At 69.7% G+C, this 18,505-nt stretch carries 15 protein-coding genes; 11 read left to right on the top strand and 4 right to left on the bottom strand.

The window, feature by feature from the left end; genetic code table 11:
* Positions 1-248: 248 nt before the first annotated feature.
* Positions 249-1,496, top strand: coding sequence for a sensor histidine kinase (locus BM228_RS16390; protein ID WP_092042347.1), 1,248 nt, complete (start codon positions 249-251; stop codon positions 1,494-1,496).
* A 4-nt stretch (positions 1,497-1,500) separates the two neighbouring features.
* Here the strand turns inward: BM228_RS16390 and BM228_RS16385 are convergent, their stop codons facing one another.
* Positions 1,501-1,845, bottom strand: coding sequence for an Hpt domain-containing protein (locus tag BM228_RS16385; protein WP_092042345.1), 345 nt, complete (start codon positions 1,843-1,845; stop codon positions 1,501-1,503).
* Between the two features lie 175 nt (positions 1,846-2,020).
* Between BM228_RS16385 and BM228_RS16380 the strand changes: the two genes are divergently transcribed.
* From BM228_RS16380 to BM228_RS16350, 7 genes are all read left to right on the top strand, one after another.
* Positions 2,021-3,484 carry a sensor histidine kinase gene (locus BM228_RS16380; RefSeq protein ID WP_092042343.1) on the top strand — a complete coding sequence of 488 codons (1,464 nt, stop codon included), beginning with the start codon at positions 2,021-2,023 and terminating at the stop codon, positions 3,482-3,484.
* Entirely contained in the window at positions 3,469-4,875 is a 1,407-nt protein-coding gene (locus BM228_RS16375) for a sigma-54-dependent transcriptional regulator (protein ID WP_092042341.1), read from the top strand. Before BM228_RS16380 ends, BM228_RS16375 begins: the two co-directional genes overlap by 16 nt.
* A 145-nt stretch (positions 4,876-5,020) precedes the next feature.
* The gene (locus BM228_RS16370) at positions 5,021-6,349 is read left to right on the top strand and encodes an MFS transporter (protein WP_092042339.1); all 1,329 of its coding nucleotides are present in this window, start codon (positions 5,021-5,023) and stop codon (positions 6,347-6,349) included.
* A 21-nt stretch (positions 6,350-6,370) separates the two neighbouring features.
* Positions 6,371-7,672: a metallophosphoesterase family protein gene (locus BM228_RS16365; protein WP_092042337.1), complete on the top strand. Its 1,302-nt coding sequence runs from the start codon at positions 6,371-6,373 to the stop codon at positions 7,670-7,672.
* A 34-nt stretch (positions 7,673-7,706) separates the two neighbouring features.
* Complete coding sequence (locus BM228_RS16360; protein ID WP_092042335.1) at positions 7,707-8,975, top strand: arsenic transporter; 1,269 nt, start codon at positions 7,707-7,709, stop codon at positions 8,973-8,975.
* Positions 8,976-9,047: 72 nt separating this feature from the next.
* The gene (locus BM228_RS16355; protein ID WP_092042333.1) at positions 9,048-9,986 is read left to right on the top strand and encodes a DMT family transporter; all 939 of its coding nucleotides are present in this window, start codon (positions 9,048-9,050) and stop codon (positions 9,984-9,986) included.
* Between the two features lie 172 nt (positions 9,987-10,158).
* Positions 10,159-11,178: an acyltransferase family protein gene (locus tag BM228_RS16350; RefSeq protein WP_092042331.1), complete on the top strand. Its 1,020-nt coding sequence runs from the start codon at positions 10,159-10,161 to the stop codon at positions 11,176-11,178.
* Positions 11,179-11,329: 151 nt separating this feature from the next.
* Here BM228_RS16350 and BM228_RS16345 read toward each other — a convergent pair whose 3' ends face one another.
* Positions 11,330-11,548 (bottom strand): hypothetical protein, encoded by a 219-nt coding sequence (locus BM228_RS16345; protein WP_092042330.1) that lies wholly within the window; start codon positions 11,546-11,548, stop codon positions 11,330-11,332.
* A 168-nt stretch (positions 11,549-11,716) separates the two neighbouring features.
* Here BM228_RS16345 and BM228_RS16340 point away from each other — a divergent pair, with 168 nt between their 5' ends.
* The 3 genes from BM228_RS16340 to eda all read left to right on the top strand — a co-directional run bounded on the left by BM228_RS16340 (position 11,717) and on the right by eda (position 15,804).
* The gene (locus tag BM228_RS16340; protein WP_092042328.1) at positions 11,717-12,838 is read left to right on the top strand and encodes an asparaginase; all 1,122 of its coding nucleotides are present in this window, start codon (positions 11,717-11,719) and stop codon (positions 12,836-12,838) included.
* Between the two features lie 486 nt (positions 12,839-13,324).
* Positions 13,325-15,151 carry a phosphogluconate dehydratase gene (edd, locus tag BM228_RS16330; protein WP_092042327.1) on the top strand — a complete coding sequence of 609 codons (1,827 nt, stop codon included), beginning with the start codon at positions 13,325-13,327 and terminating at the stop codon, positions 15,149-15,151.
* 23 nt (positions 15,152-15,174) lie between these two features.
* Positions 15,175-15,804: a bifunctional 4-hydroxy-2-oxoglutarate aldolase/2-dehydro-3-deoxy-phosphogluconate aldolase gene (gene eda, locus BM228_RS16325; protein ID WP_208612047.1), complete on the top strand. Its 630-nt coding sequence runs from the start codon at positions 15,175-15,177 to the stop codon at positions 15,802-15,804.
* Positions 15,805-15,883: 79 nt separating this feature from the next.
* Here the strand turns inward: eda and BM228_RS16320 are convergent, their stop codons facing one another.
* Positions 15,884-16,180, bottom strand: a complete 297-nt coding sequence (locus BM228_RS16320; protein WP_092042325.1) for a hypothetical protein — start codon at positions 16,178-16,180, stop codon at positions 15,884-15,886.
* A gap of 118 nt (positions 16,181-16,298) precedes the next feature.
* Positions 16,299-18,410 carry an ABC transporter ATP-binding protein/permease gene (locus tag BM228_RS16315; RefSeq protein WP_092042324.1) on the bottom strand — a complete coding sequence of 704 codons (2,112 nt, stop codon included), beginning with the start codon at positions 18,408-18,410 and terminating at the stop codon, positions 16,299-16,301.
* Between the last annotated feature and the right edge of the window lie 95 nt (positions 18,411-18,505).

Here is an 18,505-nt window from a genome sequence, read left to right as displayed (position 1 = left end):
GTCGCCACCCGATGCGGCAGATCTAGTTGTCGGGCGATTGCGAATACACAGTTCGTTTGATTATCCCGAATCTTGTGCTAGCTTGACGAACCCTTCGATTCGCGAGGTTGCGAGCGGAGCGCGCCACCAGAAGCGGTTCGATCCGCCGGCGCGCCCGATCCTCGACATCGCGTCGCCGCACCTCGTCATCGGTGGGTCCTTCGTGGCGCGGGCGCCGCGGAGGATGGAGGCTGGGAAGGGGGCGAGCGATGGATGCGGGCCTCGTGTTGCCGCGTGCGGACGGGACGGACCGGCGTCTCGTCGCGCTCGAGGCGGAAAACATCCGCCTGCGGGCGCTGCTGATGCAGGCGACGGGACAGGCGGATTCGGAACGCCAGCGCAGCCGGCGGCTCGGCCGCATCATCGAGGCCGCGAGCCGCGTGGAGGCCGGGCGCCTCGGCCGCGGATTGACGCACGGCCAGGGACCGCACGCGCTCCATCACCATGAATCCGGCCGCTCCGAGACGTGGTCGGCCCCGAGCTGGGCCGGCGAGCTGATCGCCCCCGGGATGCTGCAGGTCGCTGCCGACGTCCTGGAGGTCCTGGACCGCGACGGCATCCTGATCACCGCTGGCGACAACGGCCCGGCCGGCCTCTGCGGCCGGAACCCGGCCGACACGATCGGCCGCCCCTGGATCGAGATCTGGACCCGCGACGAGGACCGGGAGGCGGTGGCCGCCGCGCTCGCCAAGGCGCGGCTCGGCGGGGCGAGCCGCTTCCAGGCCAAGATCGAGACCGGCCGGGCGGTGACGTGGTGGGACATCGCGGTGACGCCGGTCGGCGGCCAGCACGGCCACCCGGAGCGCATCCTGGCGGCGTCGCGCGACATCTCCGAATTGAAGCTCACCGAGGCGCGCCAGACCCTGCTGATGCAGGAGCTGTCCCACCGGATGAAGAACACCCTGGCGATGGTCCAGGCGGTGGCGGCGCAGACCCTGCGCAATGCCGGCTCGCTCGAAGCCGCCGGCGAGGCGCTGGCCGCCCGGCTGCTGGCGCTGGCCCAGGCCCACGACGTGCTGCTCCAGGGCTCCTTCGCGGCGGCCTCCCTGGTCGGGCTGGTCGAGGGGGCAGTATCGCTCCACGGCGACGGCGTCGCAGGCCGGTTCCGGGTCGAGGGCGCCGACGTCACGCTCGGCCCGCGCCACGGCATGGTCCTGGCGCTGATGCTTCACGAGCTCGGCACCAACGCCGCCAAGTACGGCGCGCTCTCGGTGCCGACCGGGCAGGTGGTGATCACCTGGACCGTCGCGGATTCCAGCGACGGCGCCACCCTGCGGTTCCGCTGGGAGGAAGTCGGCGGCCCTCCGGTCAGCCCGCCGACCCGCACCGGGTTCGGGACGCGCCTGATCGCCCGGAGCCTCGCCCACAGCTTCGGCGGGACCGCACAGCTGAGCTATCCGACCACCGGCGCGGTGCTGACCTTCGAGGCACCGCTCGCCGCCGTGACGGCCGGCTGACGGTTCACTCGGCGGCGTGCGTATCTTCGCGGAGATTGCGCAGAGCCGTCACGGTGGCGTCGCGCAGGTTTCGAAGATCCGCGAGCCGGGCCGCCAGATCGGCGCCCCCGCTCTTCGCGGTCTGTTCGAAGTTCCGGCAGGCCTGGGACAGATCTGCGCAGCCCAGCATGCCCGACATCGACACCAGGGTATGCGCCTCGCGGGCGTAATCGGCCTCGCCCCGATCCGCGCCGTCGAAGGCCGTGACGAGGCTCGCGGTGAAGCGGTCGAGCAGGCGGGCGAGCTTCTCGGTGCCGATAACACCTTCGAGTTCGTCGAGCGCGGCCCGATCGACGAGAGACTGTGACACGATCCGTCTCCGGCAGCGGATTTATGGAACGAAACGAGAGAAGCGCGCAATCGCCGCGCGGTCCAGCGGCCGATTCCGATATCCAAGGACTCTGCCACCGTTTCCACAGCGTGCCCACCCGGATATCCGCTGAGACGGGGCCGCGCTGCGCTCAGCCCTCGGAGGATTCTGCGCCGTGACGGCCTACAGCCTGCGCGCCCGGCTGCTCGCCCTGTGGATCCTGCTGCTGGCCTCGGCGGCGGCCACCGCCTACCTGATGTTCGGCTTCTACAGCCAATCCACCGCGGTCCAGGTCGCCCAGGCCGAGGTCGCGGTTGGGCGCGCCTGCCGGGAGATCATCGACCGCTACGCGGCCCTGAGCCGCCGCAGCAAGGGCGGCATCCCGCGCAGCGAACTCGGCCCCACGGTCGGGGCGGCGCTCGATCTCTTTCCAGGCATCGAGGGCGGGGTCTGGAGCGCGGCGGAGGGGCCGCTCGCCTACGCCTATCCCACCTACGAGGGCACCGGGCCGAAGACCGACCTTCCCGAGGCCGAGCGCGACAGCATTGCGGGCGTGAACGCCCAGGCCCTGCGGGTCGATCACGCCGTGGCGCTCCGCCGGCCGAGCCGCACGCAGGTGCTCTTGATCCAGGGCTGCCCCCTGCACGGGCCTGAAGCCGGGCTCACCGCCTGGACCATGGGCCGCGCCCACGTCAACGACGGCCCGGCCTATACGCGCTTCCTGGCCGGCCTCGGGTTCCTGGCCGTGACCGTGCTGGGCTCGGCCGCCTTCCTGGGCTGGTTCCTGTACGGGTTCTCGGGCCGCATCGCCCGGTTGGAGGCCGCCCTGGCGGCGCCGCGGCCGGACGGCGAGGACCTGCCGCATCTCAACCCGACCGGGGAGCGCGAGCTCGACCGCTTGGTCGACACCCTCAACGCCGCGGGCGGGCGCCTGCGGGAGGCCCGCGCCCGGGTGGTCGCCGCCGAGCGCCTGGCCGCGGTCGGCCGTCTCGCGGCCAGCATCGCTCACGAGATCCGCAACCCGATCGCGGCCATGCGGCTCAAGGCCGAGAACGCCCTGGTCAGCGGCGATCCGAACCGCGCCGCGGTGGCGCTGGAGAGCGTGCTCGGCCAGATCGCCCGGGTCGATCATCTGCTGCGCGACCTCCTCAATCTCACTCAGGCCCGCACCCTCACCCGGACCCCCACCGACATCGCCGCCCTGCTCGCCGATTGCGCCCACCTGCACGAGGACCTGGCCAACGCCCGGGCGGTCCGGGTCGAGATCGCGGCGGATGCCCTGCCTGCGGAGGATCGCCCGCAGATCGACGGCGCTCAGGTCGCCCGCGCCCTCGACAACCTCCTGCTCAACGCCCTCCAGCACACGCCGCCGGGCGGAAGAGTCCGCCTCGGCGCCGAGCGGGTGATTGCCGACGGCGCGGTGCGCCTGCACCTGCGGGTGAGCGACACCGGCCCCGGGATCGATCCGGCGATCCACCCCGGCCTGTTCGAGCCGTTCGTGACCGGCCGTCCGGATGGGACTGGCCTCGGTCTCGCAATCGTGCGTGAGATCGCTCTGGCGCATCGCGGCGCCGTCAGGCTCATCGACGGGGCGCCCGAGACCACCTTCGTGCTGGACCTGCCATGGCGACCATCCTGATCGTCGACGACGATTCAGCCCTGCGCGAGGGGCTCGCCGAGACCGTGACCGATCTCGGCCACCACCCCCTGCCGGCCGCCTCCGGAGCGGAGGCCCTGGCGCGCCTGCGCGAGGCCCCCGTGGCCGCGGTGCTGCTCGATCTGCGGATGCCCGGCGACCTCGACGGGATGGCGACCCTGGCGCGGATCTGCGCCCTGCCGGGCCGGCCGCCCGTGACGGTGCTCACCGCCTTCGCGAGCCCGGCCAACACCATCGAGGCGATGCGGCTCGGCGCCCATGACCACCTGACCAAGCCGGTCGGCCGCTCCGACCTCGCCGCCGTCCTCGATTCCATGCTGTCGATCGCGCAGCCGGATCCGGCGGACGCGGCCGTCGCGGGCGGCCATGCCGGGCTGATCGGGTCGAGCGCCGGCATGCGCCGGGTCCAGAAGACCATCGGGCTCGTCGCCGACACCGACTCCACGGTGCTGATCCAGGGCGAGACCGGGACCGGCAAGGAGGAGGTGGCGCGGGCGCTCCACGCCTATTCCGCCCGCCGGGGGCGGCCGTTCGTGCCGGTCAATTGCGCGGCGATCCCGGCCGAGCTTCTGGAGAGCGAGCTGTTCGGCCATGTCCGCGGCGCCTTCACGGGCGCAGTCGGCGATCGAGCCGGCGCCTTCCACCAGGCCGAGGGCGGCACGCTGTTCCTCGACGAGATCGGCGACATGCCCCCGCCGATGCAGGCCAAGATCCTGCGGGTCATCCAGGACCGGATGGTGACGCCGCTCGGCGGCCGCTCGGCCCGGGTCGATGTCCGCTTGGTCGCTGCCACCCACCGCGACCTGCCGGTGCTGGTCGACCAGGGGCGGTTCCGCGCCGACTTGTATTACCGCCTCAACGTCGTGCCGATCCTGCTCCCGCCCCTGCGCGAGCGCCTGGCCGACATCGTGCCCCTGGCCGAGCATTTCCTGGCGCCCTCGGGCAAGCGCCTCAGCGCCGGCGCGGCCTCGCGGCTCCTGGCCTATGGCTGGCCGGGCAATGTCCGCGAATTGCGCAACGTCGTGGAGCGGGCCGCGGTGCTGGTCCGCTGCGGGGTGATCGCGGCCGACGCCATCGACCTGCCGACCGGGCGGCCGGCCCCGAGCCCCGAGGGGGTCGGCCTGCCGGCGGATTGGCTGGCCGGCGACCTGCCCGGCGCCGTCGCCCGCCTGGAGCGGACCATGATCGCCGTCGCGCTGCGCGAGGCGGACGGCAACCGCGCCCGGGCGGCCCGCCGCCTCGGCATCCAGCGCCAGCTCCTCTACGCCAAGATCGAGCGCTACGGCCTGGGGGCTCCGGGGGCCGATCTGTCCGAAGATGCGACGGTGGATGTCGGAAATTCCGACGCATCGGACGAGCCGCGCAGGGGGTAAACCACTCACCGGCCTGAGAATCGCCCCGGACCGCATGTTTTTGAACAATTCCAGGGAACTGATGGATTAAGCGGGCGTCAAGCTCGTCACTGCCGGCCCGGATCGGGTCCGGCTGCGGCGGCTTGTGTGCGGGGGCCAGGGCAGGATGGACAGGACCGATACCGGTGCGGCGGCGCGCGGCGCGACCGTCCGGACGCCCTCCACCAAGGCCCTGCGCGGCCTCGACGCGCTCAACTTCTTCCTGGCAGACGTGCGTGACGGTCTCGGGCCGTATCTGGCGATCTACCTCATCGCGGTCCGGGGGCCGGATCAGGGCTGGAACGAGGCCACCACCGGCCTGGTGATGACCATCGCGGGCATCCTCGGTCTCGTGGCGCAGACGCCGGCCGGCGCCCTGATCGATTCCACCAATCACAAGCGCGCCGTGGTGATCGGCGGCGCCATCGCGGTGACGGCGAGTTGCCTGATCCTGCCGTTCATCTCCAACTTCTACTTGGTCACCGCCACGCAATCGATCGCCCATGTGGCCGGCACGATCTTCCCGCCGGCGCTGGCCGCGATCACCCTCGGCGTCGTCGGCCCAAAGATGTTCGCCAAGCGGATCGGCCGCAACGAGGGCTTCAACCACGCCGGCAACGCCGCCTCCGCGGCCATTGCCGGCGGCTTGGCCTATTTCTTCGGGCCGATCGTGGTGTTCTGGCTGATGGGCGTGCTGGCCGCGCTCTCGATCGGCGCCATGCTGCTGGTCCCGGCCGACGCCATCGACGACGACCTTGCCCGCGGCATGACCGAGGCGGAGGCCAAGGCGGACGAGAAGCCCTCGGGCCTCGCGACGTTGCTCCAAAACAAGCCGCTGATGCTGTTCGCCGTGCTCTGCGCGATCTTCCACCTGTCCAACGCCGCGATGCTGACCTCGGTCGGCCAGTTGCTCACCCATCTCTCCGGCAAGGACCACGCGACCTCGCTGATCGCCGTGTGCATCGTCGCCGCGCAATGCGTGATGGTGCCGGTGGCGGTCTTCGTCGGCGCCAAGGCCGATATCATCGGGCGCAAGCCGATTTTTCTGGCGGCCTTCGGTGTGCTGGCTTTGCGCGGCGTGCTCTACACCCTCTCGGACAACCCGTTCTGGCTGGTGGGCGTGCAGCTCCTCGACGGGGTTGGGGCCGGGATCTACGGCGCCCTGTTCCCGATCGTCGTCGCCGATCTCACCCGGGGTGCCGGCCGGTTCAACGCCGCCCAGGGGGCTGTCGCCACCGCCCAGGGCGTCGGCGCCTCAGTGAGCGCGACGCTGGCCGGGCTGATCATCGTCTCGGCCGGGTACTCGACCGCTTTCCTGGCGCTGGCGGCGATCGCTGGGGTCGGCTTCGCCCTCTACCTGACGCTGATGCCCGAGACCCGGGGCGGCACGGCGGCCAGCAGCGGCAGCGCGGATAGCGGCACCGGTCTGCCTCCGGCCGTGCCGGCGAGCGCCTGACCGGCCGGCAGGATTTCTCCCATGTCCGCCCCCGATCCCGGCCCCAAGCCGAGGCGCGATCCGCTCGTCTTCCTGCATGTGGGTGACCTGCACCTGCAGGAGGCCGCGGCCCAGAATGCCCGCGACCTGAACGCCATCCTCGACCAGGTCGCGACGATCGCCCCGCAGGACCTGTTCGACTTCGTCTACCTGCCGGGTGACCTGGCGGAGAACGGCTACGCGTCCGAGTATCGCATCCTGAGGGAAGCGCTGGATCGACATCCCGACCTGCCGGTTCGCCTGATCCCGGGCGACCACGACCGCCAGCACGGACAGATGGGTGATTTCCACGCTTTCGCAGCGAGCCTCGGTGGCCGGCTGCCGGAGCCGATCATCTGGGAGCTGGAGCAGCCGCCTTCAGGCTGCCCGGAGACCTGGCCGCTCCTGAAGATCCCGCATTACTGCGCCAGCGCGGATATCCAGGGCGTGCGCTGTTTGTTCGTCGACATGGTCAGCCCCGGCTTCGGCCGGAAGGGCATCGGCCTCGATTTCCGGCTCGGCGGACCCCAGACGCAGTGGCTGAACGCGCAGCTTGCGGACGCGGCAAAAGAAAAAATCCCGTGTGCCGTGTTCATGCACGCCTATCCAGACGACCTGCGCGAGCCGGACGACCGCCTGGATATCGGCGGCCTGTTCTGGGCGTACCGCGTCCGCCTCGTGGAGATGGGTCACACCCACTACAACGAGCTGGCACCGGACGGCCGCACTCTCTACGCCGCCGCGCGCTCGGTGGGGCAGAACGAGGACGGCTCGGTCGGCTACGCGGTCGCGGCGATCGACGGGCCGGTGACGAGCTGGCGCTTCCGCGCGCTCGACCGGACCGCGCCGTTCGTCCTGATCACCAGCCCGGCGGACCGGCGCGTTGCGACGCTGCCGACCACGCCCGAGAGCAGCGGCATGGTGCTCGACGCTGAGGGGCGGATCACCGTCCGCGCCGTCGTGCTGTCGGACGCGCCACCGCGTTACGTCCATTGCCGGGTCGATACCGGCCCCTGGATCAGGATGCACCGGGCGGAGGGCGCACGCTGCTACGAGGCGGCCCTGCCCTGGGACGGCGGCGGACGCAGCATCCAGGTCGAGGCGGTGCATGCATGCTGGCCCGGCCACGGCCCGGACTACGTCGATACCGACGTGATCGAGCCTGTGGTCGCCGCCTCGGACAGCGCGGCGGCGCCGCCGATGCCGGAAAAACCTGGTAGCGACGCGGGCCGGATCCAGTCCTGGGTCCGGAAGGGCGTGCGCGGCGACCAGCTCGGGCCTAACCGCTACGGCCGCAAGTGGTGATTCTCACCATGACTCCGGGGGGAGATATCTAGACGTGTTCGCTGGACTGACTCTGACGCCGAACCTAGCGACCTGGGGCATCGCCGCTCTCGCGACCCTGGGCGTGATCGTGCGCCCGTTCTCGTGGCCGGAGGCGATCTGGGCGGTGCTCGGCGCCGCCCTCCTGGTTGTGCTCGGCCTGCTGCCCTGGCAGGTCGCCCTCGACGGCGTCTCGAAGGGCACCGATGTTTACCTGTTCCTCGTCGGCATGATGCTGCTCGCCGAGATCGCCCGGAAGGAGGGCCTGTTCGACTGGCTCGCCGGCCTCGCGGTGCGGGCCGCCAAGGGCTCGCCGACCCGGCTGTTCCTATTGATCTACATCGTCGGCACCGTGGTCACGGTGTTCCTGTCCAACGACGCCTGCGCGGTGGTGCTGACGCCCGCCGTCTACGCCGCCGCCAAGGCCGCCGACGCCGAGCCCCTGCCCTACCTGTTCATCTGCGCCTTCATCGCCAACGCGGCGAGCTTCGTGCTGCCGATCTCGAACCCGGCCAACCTGGTGGTGTTCGCCACCGACATGCCGCCCCTCGGGCAATGGCTCGCGACCTTCGCGCTGCCCTCGGTTCTGGCGATCGTCGCCACATACGCGGTGCTGCGCCTGACCCAGAACAGCCGGCTCAAAGGCCAGACGATCAAGCGCGATGTCGAGACCGTGCATCTCGGCCTCGGCGGCAAGGTCGCCGGGCTCGGCATCATCGCCACCGCGGGCGCGCTGATCGGGGCCTCGGCCGCCGGCATCGAGCTCGGCCTGCCGACCTTCGTGGCCGGCCTCGCTACCACTCTGCTGGTGGTGGCGCTCAACCGCGGCGGCCTGGTCGAGGTGGTCAAGGACGTGTCCTGGGCGGTGCTGCCGCTGGTGGCCGGCCTGTTCGTGCTGGTGGAGGCTTTGGAGAAGACCGGCGTGCTCGCCATGCTGGCCGACACCCTCAAAGGCTATGCGCAGGGCGATCCCACCGCCACCGCCTGGGCCGGCGGCGCCTTGATCGCTTTCGGCACCAACCTCGTGAACAACCTGCCGGCCGGGCTGCTGGCCGGCGCCGCAGTCCAGGCCGCGGAGGTCTCGAACAAGGTCGCGGGCGCGATCCTGATCGGCGTCGATCTCGGGCCGAACCTGTCGGTGACCGGCTCGCTCGCCACGATCCTCTGGCTCACCGCGATCCGCCGCGAGGGCGAGGACGTGTCGGCCTGGCAGTTCCTCAAGCTCGGCCTGCTCGTGATGCCGCCCGCCCTCGTGCTCGCCCTCGGCGCCCTGCTGCTCGTCTGAGAGCCCGGTCTCCGGTTCCCAGGACGACGCCTTCCCCAATCGCCTCGCCCTCCCACGACCGGAGACCGCCCCTTGAACGCCGCCCTGCTCTATCCCTTCATCCTGGTCGCCGGAGCGCTCCAGGCGCTCGGCAACTCCATGAACGCGCGCCTGCGGGACGCGCTGGTCAATCCGTGGCTGGCGGCGACCTACTCGTTCATGCCGATCGTGATCGTGTTCACGATCCTGTTCTTCACCATGCCGACGCCGCTGCCGACGCTCCAGACCCTCGGGTCGATGCCTTGGTACGCGCCCCTCGGCGGCGTCGCCGGCGCGGTGGCGGTGTTCGGCGGCCTCGCCTTCGTGGACAAGGTCGGCGCCGGACCGTTCAACGGCCTGACCATCACGGCCAACATCCTGACCTCGCTGGCGCTCGACAGCCTCGGCCTGTTCGGCCTCAAGGCCGGCGGCTTTAAGCCGATGCCCTGGCTCGGCGGCCTGCTGATGGTCGTCGGCATCGTGTTCATCGCCCGCGCCACCGGCCCGAAATCGGAAGACGAGAAGTCCGAGGGCAGCGAGGGCGGCCTGATGGCCAAGCTTCTCTACCCGTTCATCCTGGTCGCCGGCTCGCTCCAGGCGGTCGGCGTAGTGCTGAACGCGCAGCTGCGGGGCGCGCTGGTGAATCCCTGGCTCGCCGCCACCGTGTCGTTCATCCCGGTGGCGCTGGTCTTCCTGTTCGTGTTCCTCATCCGCCCGACGCCGCTGCCGACCCGGGCGGACGTGGCCCGGGTGCCGTGGTGGGGTGCGCTCGGCGGCATCGCCGGGGCGGTGGCGGTGTTTGCCGGTCTGCTGTTCGTCGACAAGGTGGGGGCCGGGGCCTTCAACGGCCTCCTGATCACCGCGAACCTGTTCACCTCCATCGCCATCGACCATTTCGGCTGGCTCGGGATGAAGCGCGTCCGCGCCGGGATCGGCCGCCTGATCGGCGGCCTGCTGATGGCGGCCGGGATCGTGCTGATCTCGGTGTTTTGAACGCCCACCGAACCACGCAGGCGTCGCCGCGCGACGCCTGCGCCGTGGGCTTGCGGGACCCGGTACGCCTTTCGAAGCGCCGGGCGCGCTTTCTACCCCTTAAGACCATCTCGGCGCTGCGTGGGGAGACGCCTCCTTAGAATCTCATCAAACTGCGTTCGACAGGCGCTCCATGCCCCCGCGTCACCTTCCCGTGCTCGATGGCTGGCGCGGCGGCGCGATCCTGCTGGTGCTCGTCGGCCATTTCGCCACGAGCCGCGGGATCAATCTCGGCCGCTTCGGGGTGGAGCTGTTCTTCGTCCTGAGCGGCCGGTTGATGGCCGAGATCCTGTTCGTGCGCGCCACGCCGCTGACGACGTTCTTCGTCCGCCGGGCATCGCGGATCTATCCGGCGCTGATCTGCTTCGTGCTGGCGATGAGTCTTCTGGCTCTCGCCACCGGCCATCGCCAGCAGCTCTACGGTTGCCTCGCGGCCGTGACGCTCACCTACAACTACTACCACCTGTATTTCGGCGAAGTGCCCAATGTCGACCACATCTGGTCGCTCTGCGTCGAGGAGCACAGCTACATCCTGCTGGGCCTCGTCGCGCTGCTCCAGCGCCGGTTCGGCTTCCCGCTGCTTCCGGTCATCGCCGCCCTAGCAGCCCTGGCCTGTCTGAACGGGCTGGTCTCGACGCTGGTCGGCGGCACCTATCCGGATGTGTATTGGCGCAGCGATGTCCGGGGGGCGTCGGTCCTGCTCGGCGCGGCGGCCTACCTGAAGTTCGGCCGCGGCGACGCATCGCGTGAGATACCGGCCTCCCGGCCGGCACTCCTGCTGCTCGTCGGCCTGCTGCTGAACGTCAACGCCGTGCCCGATCCGATCAAGTACAGCCTCGGCACCGCGCTGCTCGCCCTCGCCGTGGCGTCGATCCCCCGGGCGCCGGCCGCCTTGCGCGCGGGCCTGACCTCGACGCCGCTCCTGCTGTTCGGAGCCTGTTCCTACTCGATCTACCTCTGGCAGCAGCCCTTTTACGTGCTACACGACGCGCTGGGCGACTGGTTCAGCACGGCCCTCGTCCTGCCGGCGATCGCGCTCGGCATCGCCAGCCTGCTGCTGATCGAGCGGCCGATGCGAGGCTATCTCAACCGCGTGTTCGACCGCGCGGCGGGCCGGGGCGGCGATGCGGTGAAGTCCTACGCGACGTTATAAGGGACGCGAGAGATGGTCGGCGGTGATAAACGATCGCGCGGCGTGTCAACCAATCCCGTCATTCCGGGCTCCATTGCGCGGCCCCGGAATGACGGGTGCGTATCAGGGCGTCTGCGCAACGTCCAAACCGTAAAAGACTGATCACCGCACCTTAAACAGCCGCAGCCATCTGCGACGCAGCGCCGAGTGTAGTGTTCGCGGTTTCCTCCGGCGGGGCCTTGCGAGAGACGTAGTAAAGATCGACCGCGCGCCAGAACGCGGTCTGCTCATCGACGGACCGTCGGGCCAGGGCCGATTCGAGGATCGCCATGGCGGCCCGTGCGGGCTCGCTCCGCTCGAGTTCGTCGAGCAGGCCGGCGAGATGCAGCATGGGGGTCTACCTCCGAACGTATCACGACATGGAGCAACGCCTAAGCTTACGAAAAGGATCCGGCCGCCAGCGGATTCCCTGCACGAAACTTGCCTCCCGCCCGGCGGGGTCTACGATCCCGGCCGCGAGCCCGACTCGCGATCCACCATCAGACCTTAAGGATCCCCGATGATCTCCTGCCGAAGCGGCGCGGCCCTGTCCCTGCGCGGAGCGACCCTGGCGCTGATGCTCGCCGGCACGCTCGGGGCGAGCCCGCTCCGCGCCCGCGAGATGACGGATGCCAACACCGCGGCGGCGGTGAAGAAGCCCAACGTCGTGATCCTCGCCACCGGCGGCACGATCGCGGGCGCGGGCGCGGATGCAGCCAACAGCGCCACCTACACCGCCGCCAAGGTGCCGGTGGACAAGCTGCTCGCGGCCGTGCCGCAGGTGAGCACCATCGCCAACGTGCGCGGCGAGCAGGTCTTCCAGATCGCCTCCGAGAGCTTCACCGATGCGCAGCTCGTCCAGCTCGCCAAGCGGGTCTCCGCCCTGCTGAAGCAGGACGATGTCGACGGCGTCGTCGTCACCCACGGCACCGACACGCTCGAGGAGACCTCGTTCTTCCTCGATCTCGTGGTCAAGAGCGACAAGCCGATCGTGGTCGTCGGGTCGATGCGGCCGGGCACGGCGATCTCGGCGGACGGCGCCCTCAACCTGCTCGACGCCGTAACGGTGGCGGCCAGCAAGGAGGCGATCGGCAAGGGCGTCACGGTCACGATGAACGACACGATCCAGTCGGGCCGCGACGTGAACAAGCGGACCAACGTGGTGCCCAGCGCCTTCTACAGCCAGTGGGGACCGCTTGGCATGGTGATCGAGGGCAAGACCTACTTCGTCCGCTCCCTGGCGAAGCGCCACAACACGACCTCCGAGTTCGATATCGATACGATCGACAGCCTGCCGCTGGTGGGTATCGTCTACGGCTCGGGCACCATGATCCCCGGGGTCTACGATGCCGAGGTCCAGGCCGGCGCCAAGGCCATCGTCAACGCCGGAACGGGCAACGGCTCGGTGCCCGGCTACCTCGTGGACAAGCTCAAGGACATCCGCTCCAAGGGCACGATCGTCATCCGCTCCTCGCGGGTGCCGGACGGTCTCGTCCTTCGCAACGCCGAGCAGCCCGACGACACCTACGACTGGGTGGTCGCCCACGACCTGAACCCGGCCAAGGCCAAGATCCTGGCCGCGGTGGCGCTGACCAAGACCCAGGACACCAAGGAGCTGCAGCGCATTTTCTGGGAGTATTGAGCGGTTTTGCTTCAGATCTCCCACCCTCGCCCTCCTTGTGAGGCTTAAGGCATGAGACGAGCGTCTCTCCCTCCCCCCTCTGCGGGGGAGGGTACCTGCGAAGCAGGGGGGAGAGGGGCAGCGCGACGATGCAGGATGTAGCTCCCGTCGCGTCTCTTCCGGATACGTCGCTCCCCTCTCCCGACCCCTGCTGACGCAGGGGCCACCCTCCCCCGCAGAGGGGGGAGGAAAGGCGCGTGTCCGTTCTGATGGCGTTTCATTCGGCGGCGGGCGATCCAGGTCGGGATCGAAAAATCCGCCTTGTTTGAGCGGAAGCTTCGGCCCTCCATCCATCGCGACGGTCATACGCCCCCGCGCCCAGCCGCCCTGCGCCCCAACCGGGTTACAACGTCCCGGGCACCGCCTAGATAGCCCAATGCGACGCGGTCGCGGCCGGGATCGGTGCCGGCCTTGCGATCCGTCGGCATCCTGCACGGAGGAACGAGCATGACCGAGCTTCATCCCGAGGTCGCGGCGGTCACCGAGCGCGTCGTCGCGCGCTCCCGCGAGTCCCGGCGGACCTATCTCGACCTGATCGCCCGGGAACGCGATTCGGGCGTGCACCGTCCGACGCTCGCCTGCGGCAACCTCGCCCACGGCTTCGCCGCCTCCGGCGAGGACAAGCCGGCGCTCCGCGACGGCCGGACGGTGATGAATATCGGCATCGTCACCGCCTACAACGACATGCTCTCGGCGCATCAGCCCTACGGGCGCTATCCCGACCAGATCAAGGTGTTCGCCCGGGAGCGCGGGGCGACCGCCCAAGTGGCCGGCGGCACCCCGGCCATGTGCGACGGGGTCACGCAAGGCCAGCGCGGCATGGAGCTGTCGCTGTTCTCCCGGGACACGATCGCGCTTTCCGCCGCGGTGGGCCTGAGCCACGGCATGTTCGACGGCGCCGCGCTGCTGGGCATCTGTGACAAGATCGTGCCCGGCCTGCTGATCGGCGCGCTGCGCTTCGGCCATCTGCCGACGATCCTGATCCCGGCCGGGCCGATGCCCTCGGGGCTCGCCAACAAGGAGAAGCAGCGGATCCGCCAGCTCTACGCTGAGGGCAAGGTCGGCCGCGCCGAGCTGCTCGAATCCGAATCCGCCTCCTATCACGGGGCCGGGACCTGCACGTTCTACGGCACCGCCAATTCGAATCAGATGATGATGGACATGATGGGCCTGCACATGCCGGGCGCCTCGTTCATCAACCCCGGCACGAAGCTGCGCCAGGCCGTGACCCGGGCGGCGATTCATCGGCTCACCGAGATCGGCGCCGCCGGCAACGATTACCGGCCGCTCGGCCTGTGCGTGGACGAGAAGGCGATCGTGAACGCGGCGGTCGGGCTGCTCGCCACCGGCGGCTCGACCAACCACGCGATCCACCTGCCGGCCATCGCCCGCGCCGCCGGCATCGTGATCGACTGGGAGGATATCGACCGGCTGTCCAACGCCGTGCCCCTCATCGCCCGGGTCTACCCGAACGGCTCCGGCGACGTGAACCATTTCCACGCTGCCGGCGGCATGAGCTTCGTCATGGCCGCGCTCCTCGATGCCGGGCTGCTGCACGACGACATCCTGACGGTGGCCGGCCAGTCCCTGCGCGACCACGCCCGCGACCCGAAGCTCGACGGCGATGAGCTCACCTTCGAGGACGCGGTACCGGACAGCCTGGACGACACCATGATCCGCCGGCCCGACAACCCGTTCCAGCCCGATGGCGGCATGCGGCTGGTGAAGGGCAATCTCGGCCGGGCAACGTTCAAGACCAGCGCCGTGGAGGAGAGTCGCCGGACCATCGAGGCCCCCGCCCGGGTGTTCTCGGACCAGGACGACGTGCTGAAAGCCTTTAAGGCCGGCGAGTTGGAGCGCGACGTGGTCGTGGTGGTGCGGTTCCAGGGGCCGCAGGCCAACGGCATGCCGGAGCTGCACAAGCTCACGCCCCCGCTCGGGGTGCTGCAGGACCGCGGCCACAAGGTCGCCCTGGTCACGGACGGGCGCATGTCCGGCGCCTCCGGCAAGGTGCCGGCGGCCATCCATCTGAGCCCGGAAGCGCTCGGCGGCGGTGCCATCGGGCGGATCCGCGACGGCGACATCGTCCGCCTCAGCGCCGCCGAGGGGCTGCTGGAGGTGCTGGTCGACGAGGCGGAACTCGCCGCCCGCGAGGCGGCCATCCAGCCGGTGCCGGAGGCCGGAACCGGGCGGGAGCTGTTCGCTTTCATGCGCCACGGGGCCGACACCGCCGAGCGGGGCGCCTCGGCCATGCTCGCGGCTGCCGGCCTCTGAACGTCGAACGGGAGAAGCCGATCATGAACGATCTGACCAGCATCGACGCGCTGATGCGCTCCGTGCCCGTCATCCCGGTCCTGGTGATCGAGGATGTCGCCCAGGCCCGGCCGATCGCCGAGGCCCTCGTCGCAGGCGGACTGACTGCCCTGGAGGTCACCCTGCGCACCCCCGCCGCCCTGGATGTGATCCGCGAGATGACCCAGGTCGAGGGCGCGGTGGTGGGGGCCGGGACGGTCCTGAACCCGGGCGACCTCGAAGGCGCGCTAGCGGCCGGGGCCGAGTTCATCGTGTCGCCGGGGCTCACGGCGCCGCTGACCGACGCCGCCAAGGCCAACGGCGTACCCTACCTGCCGGGCATCGCCACGGCGGCCGACATCATGCGCGGGCTCGATTATGGGCTCGACCGGTTCAAGTTCTTCCCGGCCGAGGCCGCGGGCGGGATCAAGGCGCTCAAAGCCCTCACCGCCGTGTTCGGCCAGGTGAAATTCTGCCCGACCGGGGGAATCACCGAGGCGACCGCGCCGGATTGGCTCGCCATCCCGTCGGTGCTCTGCGTCGGCGGCAGCTGGGTGGTGAAGCCAGGGGTACCGGACCGTGACGCGATCGAGCGCGCGGCCCGGGCCGCGTCCGGCCTGCGTAAAGTCGCCTGAACGCGGCGAGAAACAAAAAACGCCCGCTGCGGCTGAGCCGGGCGGGCGTTCCATCATCTAATAAGGTTGTTGGCGCCGATCAGCAGTCGTCGCCGCCCTTGCCGGTCTGCGCGGCGGTAGGCTTGCCCTGCGACTGGGCCTGCACGTCCGATGGCGAGGTTGCGGTGCCGGCATTGGTCATGGCACCGACGGTCCCGGGGGACTCGGCCTTGGCGCCGGGGGTGGTCGGGGTCTTCACGCTCGGATCGACGGTCGAGGCCTTGCTGGCTTCTTTGTCGCGCGTCACGGTCGTCCCGGTCGCGCACGGCGCCGCGAAGGCGGCGGTCGACATCAGGATGAGAGCGCTGGCGCCCGCAAGGGTCTTGATCTTGGTCATGCGTTCCTCCGATTTATTCAGCGCATGACAAACGGACCCCGCAGTCACAGGTTCCTTAATATTTCCATTTCGCAACTTCTGCGGGGCATTTTCCCCGGGATGACGTGACGGAGTCCACTTATTCCGCCGGTTGCGGCTCCCGGCGCTCCCGGGGGGTGAAGACGTTGCCTTGCGGCTCCAGGACGATGCGTCGGTCGTGGAACGCGTCCAGCGTCGAGCGGTGGCCAATCGAGACGATGGTGGTGTCGGGCAGCCGCTCGCGCAGCATCGCGTAGATCTTCGCCTCGGACGGCTCGTCGAGCGAAGCGGTGGATTCGTCGAGGAACAGCCAGGCGGGCTTGGCCAGGATCGCCCGGGCGATGGCGAGGCGTTGCTGCTCGCCGCCGGACAGGCGCCGCTCCCAGGTATCGGTCTCGTCGAGGCGGTCGATGAGATGCGGCAGTTGCGCGGCCGTCAGGGCCTCGCGGATCGCCGAATCCGAGAACTGGTCGGTGGTGTTCGGGTAGACCACGGCGCCGCGCAGGGTCCCCTGTGGGATGTAGGGCCGCTGCGGCAGCAGCAGCGCCGATTGCCCGGCCGGCACGTCGACCCTCCCCTTGCCGAACGGCCAGATCCCGGCGATCGCCCGGAACAGCGTCGACTTGCCGGACCCCGACGGGCCGGTGACCAGGGTGGCGCCGCCCTTGGGCAGGGTCAGCTCCGGGGCCGAGACGATCTCGCGCCCGTCCGGCAGAGCGAGCACCACGCCCCGGGCGGTGACGCCGTTGGTGGTGTCGTTGCCCCGGACCAGCCCGTAGCCGGCCGATTCCAAAGCCTCGGCCTTGCTCATCGCCCGGCGGAAGGAGCCGAGACGGATGGTGTTGGCCTTGTAGGAGGCGAGCGTGGTGTAGGAATCCACGAAGAACGACAGGGAACTCTGCACCTGCCCGAAGGCCTGCGAGGTCTGCTGAAGGGCGCCCAGGGTGATCTTCTTGGCGAAGAACGACGGTGCGGCGAGCACCATCGGGAAGATCACGCTCGCCTGCCGGTAGCTGAACGTGAAGGCGATCAGCTTGATCCGGCGGAAGATGATGCCGACGTAGTTGTCGATGATGCTGTGGAACAGCGTGCCGAGCCGGGTCGCCTCGGCGCGCTCTCCGCGCAGCAGCGCGATCTGCTCGGAGTAGATCCGGTTGCGGGCCAGCGAGAAGCGGAAATCGGCCTCGACCTGCTCCTGCCGGAAGTTCAGCCCGATCAGGGGCCGGCCGATCAGGTGGGTGAGCCAGGTGCCGACCACCGCGTAGGCGATCACCAGCCAGACCAGGAAGCCCGGGATCACCGTGTCGGTGAACGGCACGACGAAGTCGCGCGACAGGGTCCAGAGGATCACGATGAACGAGACGAGCTGCGCCGCCTGGCTGAGCAGCCGGATCGACAGGCTCGCGGTCTGCTGGATGAACAGGTTGACGTCGGCCTGGATACGCTGGTCCGGGTTGTCCGCCTCCTCGTCGGTGAACGGGATGCGGTAATGGGTGCCCTTGCCGAGCCAGCGCTCGTACAGGCTGTGGGTCAGCCAAGTCCGCCAGCGGATGTGCAGGGAGGAATCGACGAACAGATCGAACATGCCGATGGCGATGTTCAGCGTCGCCAGCGGAATGAAGATCCAGAGCAGCTGGTACCAGAACGCCGCCGCGTCGTATTCCTGGAGCGAGTTGTAGATGTCGCGGTAGAAAAAGTTGAACCGCAGGGTCAGCGCCACGTCGGCGAAGTTCACGAAGATCGACAGGGCGACGAGGTTGCGCCCGATCCGGCCCTCGGTGCTGCCGAACCAGCGGAACAGGCCGATCTCCTTGGTCGGCTTGTCGCGGTTGGCGAAATACGGGTCGGCGATGTCGGTGATCGCCCGGATCGGCTCGAGATGCGAGACGCCGAGCACGATGGCGCCGAACACCACCGCGCCGGTGGCGGCGAAGTCCGGCGGCAGCAGCGCGGCGACCACCGGGGGCAGCAGGCCCATGGCGGCCACGGTCTTCATGCCGGCGAGCAGCAGGTAGCCGATGCCGTAGACCGAGACGAACACCTTCAAGTAGGCAGAGATGCCGTTCGCCGCGACCAGGATGCCGGCCATGACGAAACCGGCGAGCGACACGTAGAGCGGCGGACTGGGGATCCCCGGAAGCGCCAGCAGGATCAGCGCGGCCACGGCCGTGAGCACGGCCTGGATCCCGAGCCCGGTCCTGAGTGAAGCCACGCGTGTCTCCCGCCTAACGTGAGCGTCCTTTTGGGAACGCAACCCGGCGGCCTTGGCCCTGGGTCATGGCGAGAACGTGGCATCGCGTCGGCGCT

Origin of the sequence: Methylobacterium pseudosasicola, assembly GCF_900114535.1 — a bacterium.
GTDB classification, from domain to species: Bacteria; Pseudomonadota; Alphaproteobacteria; order Rhizobiales; family Beijerinckiaceae; genus Methylobacterium; species Methylobacterium pseudosasicola.
This window is presented reverse-complemented; position numbering and strand designations above follow the sequence as displayed.